At 73.3% G+C, this 13,246-nt stretch carries 13 protein-coding genes; all 13 read right to left on the bottom strand.

The features are described from left to right. Positions 1-75: 75 nt before the first annotated feature. The gene (locus BJ958_RS02155) at positions 76-696 is read right to left on the bottom strand and encodes a TetR/AcrR family transcriptional regulator (RefSeq protein WP_179725129.1); all 621 of its coding nucleotides are present in this window, start codon (positions 694-696) and stop codon (positions 76-78) included. A gap of 59 nt (positions 697-755) precedes the next feature. Beyond that, positions 756-2,267, bottom strand: coding sequence for a class I adenylate-forming enzyme family protein (locus BJ958_RS02150; protein WP_179725127.1), 1,512 nt, complete (start codon positions 2,265-2,267; stop codon positions 756-758). Positions 2,268-2,298: 31 nt separating this feature from the next. Further along, positions 2,299-3,351, bottom strand: coding sequence for an NAD(P)-dependent alcohol dehydrogenase (locus BJ958_RS02145; protein WP_179725124.1), 1,053 nt, complete (start codon positions 3,349-3,351; stop codon positions 2,299-2,301). After that, positions 3,348-4,118 carry an SDR family NAD(P)-dependent oxidoreductase gene (locus tag BJ958_RS02140; RefSeq protein WP_179725123.1) on the bottom strand — a complete coding sequence of 257 codons (771 nt, stop codon included), beginning with the start codon at positions 4,116-4,118 and terminating at the stop codon, positions 3,348-3,350. The genes BJ958_RS02145 and BJ958_RS02140 overlap by 4 nt, the downstream gene beginning before the upstream one ends. After that, positions 4,118-4,873 carry an SDR family NAD(P)-dependent oxidoreductase gene (locus BJ958_RS02135; RefSeq protein ID WP_179725121.1) on the bottom strand — a complete coding sequence of 252 codons (756 nt, stop codon included), beginning with the start codon at positions 4,871-4,873 and terminating at the stop codon, positions 4,118-4,120. The genes BJ958_RS02140 and BJ958_RS02135 overlap by 1 nt, the downstream gene beginning before the upstream one ends. Then, a complete protein-coding gene (locus tag BJ958_RS02130; RefSeq protein ID WP_179725119.1) occupies positions 4,870-6,102 on the bottom strand; it encodes an acyl-CoA dehydrogenase family protein in 1,233 nt (410 codons plus the stop codon). Before BJ958_RS02130 ends, BJ958_RS02135 begins: the two co-directional genes overlap by 4 nt. A 36-nt stretch (positions 6,103-6,138) precedes the next feature. Continuing rightward, entirely contained in the window at positions 6,139-7,131 is a 993-nt protein-coding gene (locus BJ958_RS02125; RefSeq protein WP_179725117.1) for a phosphotransferase family protein, read from the bottom strand. Next, positions 7,131-8,324 (bottom strand): acyl-CoA dehydrogenase family protein, encoded by a 1,194-nt coding sequence (locus BJ958_RS02120; protein WP_179725115.1) that lies wholly within the window; start codon positions 8,322-8,324, stop codon positions 7,131-7,133. Before BJ958_RS02120 ends, BJ958_RS02125 begins: the two co-directional genes overlap by 1 nt. A 1-nt stretch (position 8,325) precedes the next feature. Continuing rightward, a complete protein-coding gene (locus BJ958_RS02115; protein ID WP_179725113.1) occupies positions 8,326-9,477 on the bottom strand; it encodes a thiolase family protein in 1,152 nt (383 codons plus the stop codon). Further along, positions 9,474-9,938, bottom strand: a complete 465-nt coding sequence (locus BJ958_RS02110; protein ID WP_343052530.1) for a Zn-ribbon domain-containing OB-fold protein — start codon at positions 9,936-9,938, stop codon at positions 9,474-9,476. Before BJ958_RS02110 ends, BJ958_RS02115 begins: the two co-directional genes overlap by 4 nt. Next, positions 9,923-10,711, bottom strand: a complete 789-nt coding sequence (locus BJ958_RS02105; protein ID WP_179725112.1) for an enoyl-CoA hydratase/isomerase family protein — start codon at positions 10,709-10,711, stop codon at positions 9,923-9,925. The genes BJ958_RS02110 and BJ958_RS02105 overlap by 16 nt, the downstream gene beginning before the upstream one ends. 109 nt (positions 10,712-10,820) lie before the next feature. Continuing rightward, positions 10,821-11,615, bottom strand: a complete 795-nt coding sequence (locus BJ958_RS02100) for an SDR family NAD(P)-dependent oxidoreductase (RefSeq protein ID WP_179725110.1) — start codon at positions 11,613-11,615, stop codon at positions 10,821-10,823. Next, complete coding sequence (locus tag BJ958_RS02095; RefSeq protein WP_179725108.1) at positions 11,612-13,222, bottom strand: MFS transporter; 1,611 nt, start codon at positions 13,220-13,222, stop codon at positions 11,612-11,614. The genes BJ958_RS02100 and BJ958_RS02095 overlap by 4 nt, the downstream gene beginning before the upstream one ends. Positions 13,223-13,246 lie beyond the last annotated feature (24 nt).

Genomic DNA, 13,246 nt, shown 5'->3' with positions numbered 1-13,246 from the left:
GTCCTACGACGTCCCGGCCGTTGCCGTGCGACCGGATCTGCTGGCGGTGGGGCCAGGGATCAGCCGGTCAGTCGATCAGTCGATCAGTCGTGCGCACGAGTCGACGACGACGCCGGAGATCTCCTCGAGCGAGTGCGCTCCCTCGGGCCGGTACCAGCGCCACACGCTGTTGATCATGCCGAGCATCAGCCGGGCGAGGACGATCTGGTCGTCCTTGCGCCGCCGCCGAGCCGTCGTGGCGGCCTTGATCAGGCCGGCCCACTCGTGCTCGATCTCGCGGACCAGCTCGCGCGCCCGCTGTCGCTCGGCTTCCTCCCGCTTCGAGGAGCGCTCGCCGACGAGCAGGTCCTGGTGGCTCATCAGGATCCGCGCCTGGAGCGCCTCGCGCTGGGTCACGTCGAACGCCGCCGCGACCGCGACCCGGATCTTCTCCCCCGGGTCGTCCACGCCCGCGGTGACGGTGCGGGTGCGCTCGAGGGAGCGCTCCAGCTCGGTGCTCATGATGGTGAGCAGGCAGTGCACCTTGGACTCGAAGTAGTGGTAGAGCGCGGTCTGCCCGATGCCGACCTCGTCGGCGATCGTCGCCCACTTCGTGTGCTCGAAGCCGACGCCGCCGAAGTTGTCGATCGCCGCGTCGAGGATCATCCGCCGCTTCGACCGGGGGCTCTCGGTGCGCTCCTGCTCGTCTACCGTCATCAGGCCGTCCTTGACTCCAAGTGAATTCAGATCAGAGTAACCCGCGGGGCCGCCCGTTTTCAGCGGGCCGCGCCGGATCCGGGCGCGGCCAGCCGCGTCGCCAGCGCGACAGCGCCGTTGCGGTCGAGCTTGCCGACCCGGTTCTGCGGCAGCGCCGGTACGGCGTAGACGAACTCCGGCCACTTGAACTTGGGGAAGTCCGCCGCGGCGAGGTGCTCGCGCACGGCGGCGAGGTCGAGCACCGGGCCCGCGGAGACGACGAGAGCCGCGGCCCGCTCGCCGAGCAGGTCGTCGGGCACGGGTACGACGCAGACCTGCGCCACCCCCGGGATGGCGGCCAGGGCCGCCTCGACCTCGTTGATGTCGATGTTGCGGCCGCCGCGGATGATGACCTGCTTCTCGCGGCCCAGGATGTTGATGGTGCCGTCCTCGTTCACCCGCGCCAGGTCACCGGTCGGGAAGAAGCCGTCGGCGGTCAGGTCCGGCATCCGCGGTGCGCCCTCGCGGGCGTAGCCGACGAACAGGGACGGGCCGCGGACCTGGGCGTTGCCGACCTCCCCGTCGGGCAGCACGCGGCCGCCGGCGTCGACGACGCGGACCGTCGTCCCGGGGAACGGGCGACCGTCCCGGCCCAGGCGGGTCGCCACCGGCTCGGTCGGCAGCGGCGTGGTGTGGCCGAGGCACTCGGACATGCCGAAGACCCGCAGGAACCGGGTGCCGAGGTGCAGCTCCGCGGTCTCCAGCGCATGGGTGTTCATCGGGCCGCCGCCGACGGTCATCGCCTTCAACGACGCCAGCGAGCCCTCCGAGCCGGCCACCAGCGAGAGCTGCAGGGCCATCGTCGGGACCAGCATGGTCCAGGCGACCCGGTGCTCGCGCAGCAGGGCGACGGCGTCCTCGGGGCTCCACTTGTCGAGGCAGACCATCGGGCTGCCCAGCAGGGCGGGCAGGTGCATGCCGAAGCAGAACGCGGCGACGCTGGACAGCGGGACGAGTGCGCCGACCGGGTCGCCGGGGACCAGGCCCACGGCGTCGATCGTCGCCTGCCCGGCGTAGCGCAGGGCAGACTCGGACTGCACGACGCACTTGGGACGGCCGGTCGAACCCGACGTCATCGCGATCACGACACCGCCGTTCCACCGCTCGACCCCGGTGGTCCGGCCGCCGGCCGCGGCCCGCAGGGGCCATCCGTCGAGCACCTCGCCGACGACGGGCATCGTGGCGCCGTCGACCTGCCAGGTCGCGATCGCCTGGGCCGAGGCGATGACCGCGTCGGGCTGGATGTCCTCGAGCGCGAGGTCGTACTCCGAGCGGGCGGCGTGCCCGCTGATCACGGCGATCAGACCACCGCGCAGGCCCACCGCGACGGCGGCGGCCAGGGTGCGCCAGGAGTTGTCCGCCTGGACGAGCACGGTGGGCGCACCGACCAGCGAGCGGTCGAGGAGGTCGGCCACCTCCCCCGCCTGGGCGACCACCTCGCGCAGCGTGTGCACGCCCTCCCCGTCGACCACTGCGATGGCGTCCGGCTCGAGCTCCGCACGCTCGACCAGCTCCTGCGCCAGCTGCCTCATGTCCCAGCCTCCTGCTCCACGTTGATTGTGCTCACTGCTCCGGGACGACGACAGCGCGGCCGCGGACCCCGCCGGCGCGCAGCCGCGCGTAGGCCGCCGGCGCCTCGTCCAGGGTGAATGTCTCGGTCTCCGCGCGCACGACGCCGGTCGCGGCGAGCGCGACGACCTCCTCGAGGTCGCGCCGGGTGCCCCAGAAGGGCGCGGCGACGGCGAACCCGCGCGGCAGGTCACGGCCCTTGGCCACCTCGATGCTGCCCCCGCCGGAGCCGACCACGACGATCCGGCCGCCCGGCGCCAGCAGGTCGCCCGCGGCGCGCATGGTCTCGGGCGTGCCGACGAAGTCGATCACGACGTCGGCGCCGTGGCCGTCCTCGCGGTCGTCGAGCCACTCCGCGGCGTCCGCGGCGTCCGCGGTCACCGCGTCGGCGCCCAGGCGGATGGCCAGCGTGCGCGCGTCGGCTCGCGGATCCACCGCGACCAGGCAGGCGAGGTCCGCGGGCGCGAGCAGCTGCAGGGCGAGGTGGCCCAGGCCGCCGACGCCGATCACGACCGCCGTCGCGCCGTCGAGCTCGCCGTCGAGCGAGCGCACCACGTGCTGGGCCGTCAGCCCGGCGTCGGTGAGCGGCGCGAGGCGCACCGGGTCGGCTCCTTGCGCCGCGACGAGGTGGCGCACGTCGGGCACCAGCAGGTAGTCGGCGAGACCACCGTCGTACCCCAGACCGCAGCCGACCGGCCCGGTGAGGGCGAAGCAGTAGTTCTCCCGACCTCGCCGGCAGGCCCGGCAGCGGCCGCACGACCACACGCCGTGCACGGCGACCTGCCGTCCGAGCCAGACCGGGTCCACCTCGGGGCCCGCGTCGACGACGGTGCCGACGACCTCGTGCCCCAGGGTGAACGGCAGCTCGTAGGGCATCCGCCCGGGAGGCGAGTCCATGACGTGCAGGTCGGAGTGGCACAGCCCGGCGGCGCCGACCCGCAGCAGCACCTGGCCGGCGCTCGGCCGGGGCACCGGCACCTCGACCAGCTCCGGCGGGCTCCCCCAGGCCGTCAGGCGCAGGGCGCGCATCGTCCGCGGCAGGCTCATCGCGCGGTCCAGCCCCCGTCGACCGCCAGCACCTGGCCGGTCACATAGCTCGATGCCTCGGAGGCGAGGAACAGCAGCGCGCCGTCGACCTCGCCCTCCCGGCCCCCGCGGCCGAGGATCGTGTTGCGCCGGACCCACCCGGCCGACTTCTCGTTGGTGAAGAGCCCCTCGGTCATCTCGGTATCGAACCAGCCGGGCACCAGGGCGTTGACCCGGACCCCGCGCCGACCCCACTGGCCGGCCAGCTCGCGGGTCACGCCGATGACGGCCGCCTTGGACGCGGCGTAGCCGGCGCCACCGATCGGGGCGGTGGAGACCAGCCCGACCACGGAGGAGATGTTGACGATCGACGCGGCGCGGTCCTCGGGCAGGGCGCGGACGACCTCGACCGCGAGCCGGACGCCCGCGGTCAGGTTCAGGTCGAGGATCCGACCGAACTCCTCCTCGGACTCGGTGAGCGCGTCGGGCGGCCCCGGCATGCCGGCGTTGTTGACCAGCACGTCCACGCCGCCGTTGATCTCGGCGGCCGTGGCGACGAGCCGCTCCCGGTCGGCGCCGACGGTGACGTCGCAGGCGAGCGGCACCAGCCCCGGTACGTCGGCGGCCAGCTCGGCGAGCCGGTCGACCCGCCGGGCGGCAGCGACCACGGTGGCGCCGGCCGCCGCGAGGGTGCGCGCGAAGCCCGCGCCGAGCCCCGACGACGCACCGGTGACCACGGCGACCCGACCGGTCAGGTCGAAGGCCGCGAACGGCTGCGCGAGGGACATCAGTACACCGCCGTCCGGCCGCCGTCGACGGGGATCAGCGCACCGGTGGTGTAGCCCGCGACGTCGGAGGCGAGGTGCACGACCAGGCCCGCCAGCTCGCGCGGGTCGCCGAGCCTCCCGGCCGGCAGCCGGTGGGTGACCAGGCCGATGAACTCGTCGTCCCACTCGCTGGCCATGTCGGTGGCGAAGGCGCCGGGCATCACGCAGTTGACCCGCACGGTCGGCCCGTACTCCTGGGCGAAGGCCCGGGTGAGGGCGTTGAGCCCGTTCTTGGAGGCGGCGTAGGTCGCCTCGGGCGGGCTGGGCCGCTCGGCGCCGATGCTGGAGATGTTGATGATCGAGCCGCCACCGGCGGCGTGCATGTGGGCCCCGGCGACGGCCATCAACCGGAACGGGCCCTTGAGGTTGACGTCGATCGTCTTGTCGAACAGTGCCTCGGTCACGTCCTTGGCGGACGGCGCGAGCGGCGCGATGCCCGCGTTGTTGACCAGGACGTCGATCCGGCCGTGCTCGGCGACGATCGCGTCGACCGCAGGCTCGATCGCGTCCCAGTCGCCGACGTGGAGGGGCAGCGGGTGGGCGCGGACCCCGGTGGCCGCGCTGATCTCGGCGGCGACCTGCTCGCACGCGTCGGCCTTGCGGCTGGAGACGACGACCGTGGCTCCGGCCGTCGCGAGGGCGTCGGCGATCGCCCGCCCGAGGCCGCGGGTGGCGCCGGTGACGAGGGCGACCCGGCCGTCGAGGAGCCCGGTCATGCTGCACCGTCCTTCGCGCCGTCCTTCGCGCCGTACTTCTTGAGCTCGCGCAGGGCGATGCTGCGCAGGTGGACCTCGGTCGGTCCGTCGGCGACCTGCAGGGCGCGGGTGAGGGAGAACAGCCGGGCGAGCACGGTGTCGTCGCTGACCCCGGCGGCGCCCCACGCCTGGACGGCGCGGTTGACCACCTGGTGGGCGACCTCCATCGCCGCGACCTTGATCGCGGCGACCTCGGTGCGCGCGGACGCGTTGCCGGTGGTGTCCATCAGCCAGGCGGCCTTGAACGTGTAGAGGCGGATCTGGTCGATCTCCATCCGGCTGCGGGCGATCCACTCGCGGACCACGCCCTGGTCGGCGAGTGGTCCGCCGAACGCCTCACGGGTCTGCGCCCGGCGGCACAGCAGCTCCAGCGCCCGCTCGGCCATGCCGATCGCGCGCATGGCGTAGTGCATGCGGCCCGGTCCGAGCCGGCCCTGGGCGATGGCGAAGCCGTCGCCCTCGGCGCCGAGCATGTTCTCCGCGGGGACCCGGACGTCGGTGAAGGTGACCTCGCCGTGGCCGAGCCGGTCGTGGTAGCCGAACATCGGCAGGTCCCGCACGACCTCGACGCCCGGCGCGTCGGCCGGGACCAGGATCATGCTCTGCTGGCGGTACGTCGGCGCCTGCGGGTCGGACTTCCCCATGAAGATGATCAGGCGGCAGTCGGGGTCGAGGACGCCGGAGGTGTACCACTTGCGGCCGTTGAGCACGTAGTGGTCGCCGTCGCGTCGGATCGTGGAGGTGATGTTGCGGGCGTCGGAGCTGGCGACCTCGGGCTCGGTCATCGCGAACGCCGAGCGGATCTCGCAGTCCAGCAGCGGGTCGAGCCACTCCTTCTGCTGCTGCTCCGTGCCGTACATGGCGAGGATCTCCATGTTGCCGGTGTCGGGCGCGGAGCAGTTGATCGCCTCGTTGCCGATGATCGAGCGTCCGACGATCTCGGCGAGGGGCGCGTACTCGAGGTTGGTCAGGCCCGCCCCGCGCTCGCCGTGGGTCATGAACAGGTTCCACAGTCCCTGCTCGCGCGCGGTCCGCTGCAGGTCACGCATCACCTGGGGCTGCTCGTGCGGGTTCGCGTTGGCGGCGATCTGGGCGTCGTACACCGCCTCGGCGGGATAGACGTGCTCGGTCATGAAGGTCTCGAGCCGCGCCGCCAGGTCGGCGGTGCGGGGGGTGAGGTGGAAGTCCACGGGGGATGCCTCTCGCGTCGGTGCGGTGTACGGCGGTCAGGTGAGCCGGTCGGTGCTGGTCTCGATGAGGCGCGCGATGGTCGCGGGCAGCAGCTCCTGGGCGGGATCGTGATGACGACCCTCGCGGTGACGGCGCAGGTTGTGGCCCATGATCGCGGCCATCTTGAACCGGCCCAGCGCGTCGAACCAGGTGAGCTCGGCCGGCGGCGGGCCGCCGTCGGCGTACCGGTCGACCAGCTCGTCGGGCGTGGGGAGGCCGGGCACGACCCTCCCGACACCCGGGAAGTTGGCGCCGTCGGCGAAGACGAGGAACCAGCCCAGCTCGACCCGCGGGTCGCCGGGACTCCAGATCTCCCAGTCGATGAGCGCCGCCGGCTCGGTGCCGACGGACAGCAGGTTGCCGAGCCGGTAGTCGCCGTGGACCAGGACCGGCGCGACGGCGGCCGGGATCGCGTCCGCGAGCAGCCGCTCGAGGCGGTCCGCCCCGGGCACCAGCTCGGGCGGGACGGCGCCCAGGGTGCGGCTCCAGCGCGCCAGCTCGTCGGCCGGCGAGAGCGGCTCGGCGTCGACCGGCAGGCGGTCGAGCGGGACCCGGTGCAGCTGCGGGAGGATCTCGGCCGCCCTCAGCATCCGTGCCGCCGCGAGGTCCGGCTCGACCGGCGGGTCGTCGAGCACCGGCTCCAGGGACTCCCCCGCCACGAGGCTCATCGCGAACCAGCCCGGCTCGGTCTCGTCGGTGGCGCAGATCCGGGGCACCGGGACGTCGGTGTCCGCCAGGGCGGCCATGATCCGCGCCTGGCGCAGCATGTCGTGGCGGCCGATCGCCCGTTGGCCCGGCGGGACGGCCTTCACCACGAAGGACTGCTCGCCGAGCGTGATCCGGTAGGTGAGGCCCGAGTGGCCGCCCAGCATCGGCTCGAGCGCGGTCGCCGCGCCGTCGTACCCCTGGCCGCGCAGGCCGGCGACGACCCGCTCCTGGAGGTCGAGGGCGTGCAGCTCGGCCGGGGTGGGCCGGGTGTCGGTGGCCATCAGCGGGGCTCCCTCGGCAGGCCGAGCACCCGCTCGGCCAGGATGTTGTGCTGGATCTCGTCGGTGCCGCCGGCGATGCGGTAGCCGGGCGCGCCGATGACGTGCTCGGTCCACGCCCAGGCGCCCCAGCGGTCGCTCTCGACGGTGAGGTCGGGACCGAGCAGGGTCCGCACCACCTCGGAGGTGCGGGCCATCGTGTCGGTCGCGAGCAGCTTGCCGACCGACGCCTCGGGGCCGGCGTCGTGCCCGGCGACGACGGCCGCCGCGACCCGCATCCCGGTGAGGCGCTGGACGTAGCTGCGGGTGACCAGGTCGGCGACCTGGTCCCGCTCGAGCTCGGTGAGCGGCCGGCCCAGGTTGCGGGCCAGCTCCACGGCCTGGTCGGCGTTGTCGAGGCCGAGGTTGCCCGAGTCGAGCCGCTCGGACGCGAGGACGGTCAGCGCGACCTTCCAGCCCTGGCCCTCCGGGCCGAGCCGGTGCGCGTCGGTCAGGCGCACGCCGTCGAGGTAGACCTCGTTGAACGAGCTGCCGCCCGTCATCTGCCGGATCGGCCGCACCTGCACACCGGCGGCGTCCATCGGCACCAGGAAGGCGGTCAGTCCCGCGTGCTTGGCGGCAGCCGGGTCGGTGCGGGTGATGGCCAGCCCGTGGTCGGCGATGCGGGCGCCCGAGGTCCAGACCTTGTGGCCGTCGATGACCCACGCGTCGCCGTCGCGCACCGCGCGGGTGCGCACGGCCGCCAGGTCGGAGCCCGCCCCGGTCTCGGAGAACAGCTGGCAGGCGATGAGGTCGGTGCGCAGCATCGCGCGGACGTACCTCGCCCGCTGCTCCTCGCTCCCCCACTGGGCGATGGTCGGGGCGATCAGCTGCTGGGTGACCGGGAACATCTCGGTGCGCCGCGGGACGTCGTACTCGGCCTCGACCCGGCGGAAGGCGAGCAGGTACGACGTGGGCAGGTCGCGGCCGCCGTACTGCTCGGACCAGGTGATCGCACCGAAGCCCGCGTCGAACTTGGCCTGCTCGTAGGCGCGGATCCGGTCGGTCTGCGCGCGCTCCTCCTCAGCCGTCCAGTTCTCGAAGACCGCGACGCTGTCGGAGCCCTCTCCCCAGGCCCGGCGGGTGCGGGGCTCGGCCACGGTGGCGAGCCACGCCCGCGCCTCGGCGACGAAGGTGTCGATGTCGGGTGTGCCCATCTCAGACCCCCAGCACGGTGCAGGCGCTGACGCCGGGCGCGCCGTAGACATGGGTGAACCCGAGCCGCGGCGTGCCGGGAACCTGGCGCGCGCCGGCCTCGCCCCGCAGCTGGGTCACGATCTCGTGGACCTGGCGCAGCCCGGAGGCGCCGATCGGCTCTCCGTTGGCGATGCAGCCGCCGTCGGTGTTGACGGGCAGCCGGCCGCCGATCTCGGTCTCGCCCGCGCTGATCCACTTCTCCTGATCGCCGTGCTCGCAGAAGCCGCACTCGGCGAGGTGCATCAGCTCGGCTCCGGCCTCGGTGTCCTGCAGCTGCGCAACGTCGATGTCCGCCGGGCCGACGCCGGCCAGCTCGAACGCCGCCCGGGCAGCGGTGGTGCTGACGCTGGTCGGGTCGCCGGTACCCTGGATCGAGGGGCTGAACACCTCGAAGGTTCCGAAGGCGCGGGTGCGTGGTGCGACGGCGAGGACCTTGACCGCTCGCGCCTGCAGCCGCTTCGCGGCGGCGGCGCTGGCGACCACGATCGCGGCACCGCCCTCACCGGGTGAGCAGAACATGTACTGGGTGAGCGGGTCGTTGACCATCGCGGAGGAGGAGACCTGCTCCTCGGTCAACGCCTCCTGACGCCACGCGTTGGGGTTGAGCGCTCCGTTGCGGTAGGCCTTGGCGGCGACCCGCGCCAGCAGGCTCTCGGGCAGGTCGTGCTCGCGCAGGTAGCGCGCGATCTTGATCGCGAAGAACTGGGTGGTCACCATCAGGCCCGCGTCGCCGTAGCCGGCGGGCAGCCCCCAGTCCTCGGGACGGGGGTCGAACGCTCCGCGAGGGTGCTTGTCGAAGCCCACGGCGAGCGCGACCTCGGCCGCGCCCGAGCGGATCGCGTTGACCGCGGCGACCAGGGCGCTGCCGCCGGTCGCGCAGCCGTTCTTGACGTTCGTGAACGGGATGCCGGTCAGGCCGAGCTCGGCGACCAGGGTGTCGGCGAGGCCGGCCCCGTCGCTGCCGCCGAAGGCGACCTGGACGTCGGGCCAGGTGATGCCGGCGTCGGCGAGGGCGGCATGGATCGCCTGGACCGCCATCGTCCGCCCGGTGACGCCGGGCTGACGGCCGAACCGCGACAGTCCGGCACCGATGATCGCGACCTCGTCGCTCATCGCCGGGCCTCCTCGAGGTCACGACCGGCGAGCCACTCCCGGGTCGCGAACCGCGGGACCGGGTCGGTGGCCACCAGGGTGACCGTCGCGGCGGTCAGCTCGGCCGGGTCGTCCACCGTGGTCGCATCGAGCACGGCCTCCACCCGGACGCCGTCGGCGAGCTCGACGTACCCCACGGCGAAGGGCGTGAAGCCCTCCGCCGGGAGCACGTACGGAGGAGACTTGGGCGCGAACCGCTGCACCGTGTGGGCCCACACGGTGCCGGTGCGCGCCAGCGCCACGGCATCCAGGTCGGTGCTCCCGCACCGCTGGCAGCCGGTCGCCTCCGGGAAGGCGACGTTGGCGCAGGCGCGGCAGCGGCTGCCCCTCAGGTGGGGTGCTTCGGACGTCGCCGGCACGGCGGTCATCTCCTCGGGTGGTTCCAGCGCGGACAGGGTCGGACGGGTCAGCGACCGACCCACTTGGGCTCGCGCTTCTGCAGGAAGGCCTGGACGCCCTCCTTGCCGTCCTCGGACTGCAGCGCGTTGCCGACGGCCAGGTGCTCCATGATCATGAGCGACTTCACGTCGGCGTCGAGGCCCTGGTTGATGGCCATCTTCGTCAGCTTCATCATGAAGGGGGACTTGTCGGTCAGGGTGCCGATGAACTCCTCGACGCGCTGGTCGAGCTCCTCGGCCGGCGCCGAGTCGTTGATCAGGTCGAAGTCCTTGGCCTCCTGGCCCGACAGCAGCTTGCCGGTGAGCATGAGCTCCTTGGTCTTGCGCAGGCCGATCATCCGGGGCAGGCGGTAGATCGGGCCGGCGCCACCGAAGAGCGCGCGGCGGATGTGGAAGTCGCCGATCTTGGCGTCGTCCGAGGCGATCGCGAAGTCGCAGGAGATCATCAGCTCGAAGCCACCGGCGGTGACGTAGCCCTCGAGGACCGCGACGGACGGGGTGTTCATCGAGTAGAGCCGGTCGCAGACCTGCGCACTGAGCACCGCGACGTCCATCGCGGTGGTGGTGCCGATGAAGTCGGAGAGCAGCTCGTCGAGGTCGAAGCCGGAGCAGAACTGGTTCTGCACGCCGCGCAGGACCAGCACCTTCAGCTCGGGGTCCTCGTCGACCTCCTTGATGATCTCGTCGAGGCGGTGCAGCAGCTCCACCGTGACGGCGTTCTTCTTGTGGGGGCGGTTGAGCCACACCCGGGCGACGTCGCCGTCCTTCTCGAGAAGAACGTGGTCGGTGTCCACCATGTCATTGGTCCTTTCTGAACCGAACTGGATTCAGTTTAGTTTGAAGTGAGTTCAGTACACCTGTCAAGCGGCGGCTCGAGGAAATCTCGGCGCCGGGCGAGCCCGAGGCTCAGACGGTGAACCGCCCACCGTTGCTGAGGAGCACCGCACCCACGACGTTCGAGGCGCCGGGCGAGGCGAGGTAGCAGATGTTGTCGGCGAGCTCGTCCGCGCTCGCGTAGCCGAGCGCGCCGGTCGCCTCCATGGCCGCGCGGACCGAGGCCGGCGTACGTCCGGCCATGGGAGTGTCGACGGGGCCGGGGGCGACCGTGTTGACCCGGATGCCGTACGCGATGGCCTCCTTCGCGACGGACTGGCTCAGCGCGTGCACGGCCGCCTTCGACGCGGCGTAGTGGGGATAGCCGACCAAGGTGTCGAAGGCGGCCGAGGAGCCGACCGTGACGATCGCGCCCCTCCCCCGGGGCCGCATCGCCCGCACGGCGGCCCGCAGCACGTGGAAGGTGCCGTCGAGGTTGACGGCCATCGCCCGGCGCCACTGCTCGTCGGTGAGCCGGCCGATCACGTCGACCGGGTCGCCGCTCTCACCGGCCTCGCGGATCCAGGCCTTGGCGACCGGGTCGTCGACGCCGGCGGTGTGGACCACCACGTCGAGCGGACCGGCCGCGGCGATCGCGTCGACGAGAGCGTCGACGGCGGCCGGGTCGGTGACGTCGACGGCGTACGGCGTGCCGCCCACCTCCGCCGCCACCGCGGCGGCGTTGTCGCCCACCACGTCGGCGACGTGCACCGTCGCACCCTCCGCGGCCAGCCGGCGGGCCACCGCCGCGCCGATCCCCGACCCACCACCACTCACCAGCGCGGTCCGTCCGGTGAACCGGGCACCGGTCACTGCGTTCTCGTTCATCCGTCTCCTCCTGATCGATCCGGTCCCGTCGACGTCAGCAGCGGGCCGGAGGTCTGGGTGCTGAGGGCCCGGACGGCGTCGCGCAGCCGTCGCTCGGGCACCGTCAGCCGGGTGGTCTCCTGCTCGAGGAGCAGCGCGCGGTCGCGCACGCGGTAGGTCTCGACGTGGCGCTCGGCCTGCTCGGAGTCGAGGCGCCAGGCGCGTGCACCGAGCCGCAGCCGGGACAGCCGCAGGTCGGCCATCGCCCGCCGGAAGGCGGCCTCCCGGCCCGGCTCGACGAGGTACTCGTAGCGGACCAGCAGCTCGCCGTCCTCGGCGCGCTCGACGAGCGCGGGGATCGCGGCGTCGGGCGTGGCGAGCACCGGCTCGATGCCGGAGCTCGAGCGCAGGCCACCCAGGGCCAGCCAGGCGGCGTACCCGAGGAGGACGGCGGCGGCGGTCCCGAGCGCCCTGTCGATGCCGACGAGGTCCGCCGCCGCGCCCCAGCACAGCGCACCGAGCGCCTGCGTGCCCTGGAAGAGCATCAGCACCAGGGCGATCACGCGGGGGCGCACCCAGTCCGGCAGCGCCTGGTGCGCGAGCATCATCCACGTGCTCTGCACCGCGACCCAGCCCACCCCGGCGAGCACGAGGAAGGGCGCCAGCAGCCAGAGCTGGCGAACCAGGCCGAGCGCCAGCAGGTTGGCGGCGTACCCGGCGGCGAGGAGGGCGACGAAGACATGGGCGCGAAGCCGGGCGCGAAGCCGGCCGAGGGCCAGCGCCGCGGTCACCGCGCCGATCCCGAGCAGGCCCATCGCGATGCCGAAGCCCGCGGCGCCGAGCCCGATCAGGTCGTGGATCGCCAGCGAGACCAGGGCCCACAACGCACTGGCGGGCAGCCCGAACAGCACCATGCGCAGCAGCAGCCCGCGCGTCCACGGCGAGTGCCGGACGAAGCGGAGCGCACCTGCGACCGCGGCACCGATCGACTCGGTCCGTGGCGGGCGGCTCGTGCCCGCGGGACCGGCGAGCATCAGCAGCAGCACACCCGCCGCGAACAGCGCGGTGACCACGCCGAAGAGGACGAACGGACCGCTGAGGCCGAGCACGACGCCGGCGGTGAGCGGGCCGACGGCCCGGGCGATGTTGAACACGGCTCCGTCGACCATGGCCGCCGAGGGCACCGCCGCGCGGGGCACGACCTCCGGCAGCAGCGACTGCCAGGCAACACCGACGACGACCAGGGCGGTGCCGACCACGAGGACGGTGACCAGCAGGGGGATCGCCCGGTCGGCCCCCGTGGCGACCAGCACGGACGCCGCGACGGAGGCGACCGCGGACACCGCGACCGCCCAGCCGATCAGTCGCTGGCGCCGCGCATGGCTGACGACGACGCCCACGGGCAGCGCGAGCACGATGAACGGCAGGGACATCGCCGCAGGAGCGAGGGACACGACGATCGCGGCCTCTCCCCGCTCGGTGAGCAGCCACTGCACCCCGACGACGTGGACCCACACGCCGATCGCGTTCACCAGCTGCGCGCCGATCAGCAGCCGGAAGAGCCGCACGCGCAACGCCGCGCCCGGGCCGGCTGGCGCGGCGCCCTGGCGTCCGGACTCCCGGCCCATCTCCCACCACCCTCTTGAACTGAA

The organism is Nocardioides kongjuensis, from assembly GCF_013409625.1.
Taxonomy (GTDB): domain Bacteria; phylum Actinomycetota; class Actinomycetes; order Propionibacteriales; family Nocardioidaceae; genus Nocardioides; species Nocardioides kongjuensis.
The sequence above is the reverse complement of the archived record's forward strand: the minus strand, read 5'-3'. Positions and strand labels throughout refer to the sequence as shown.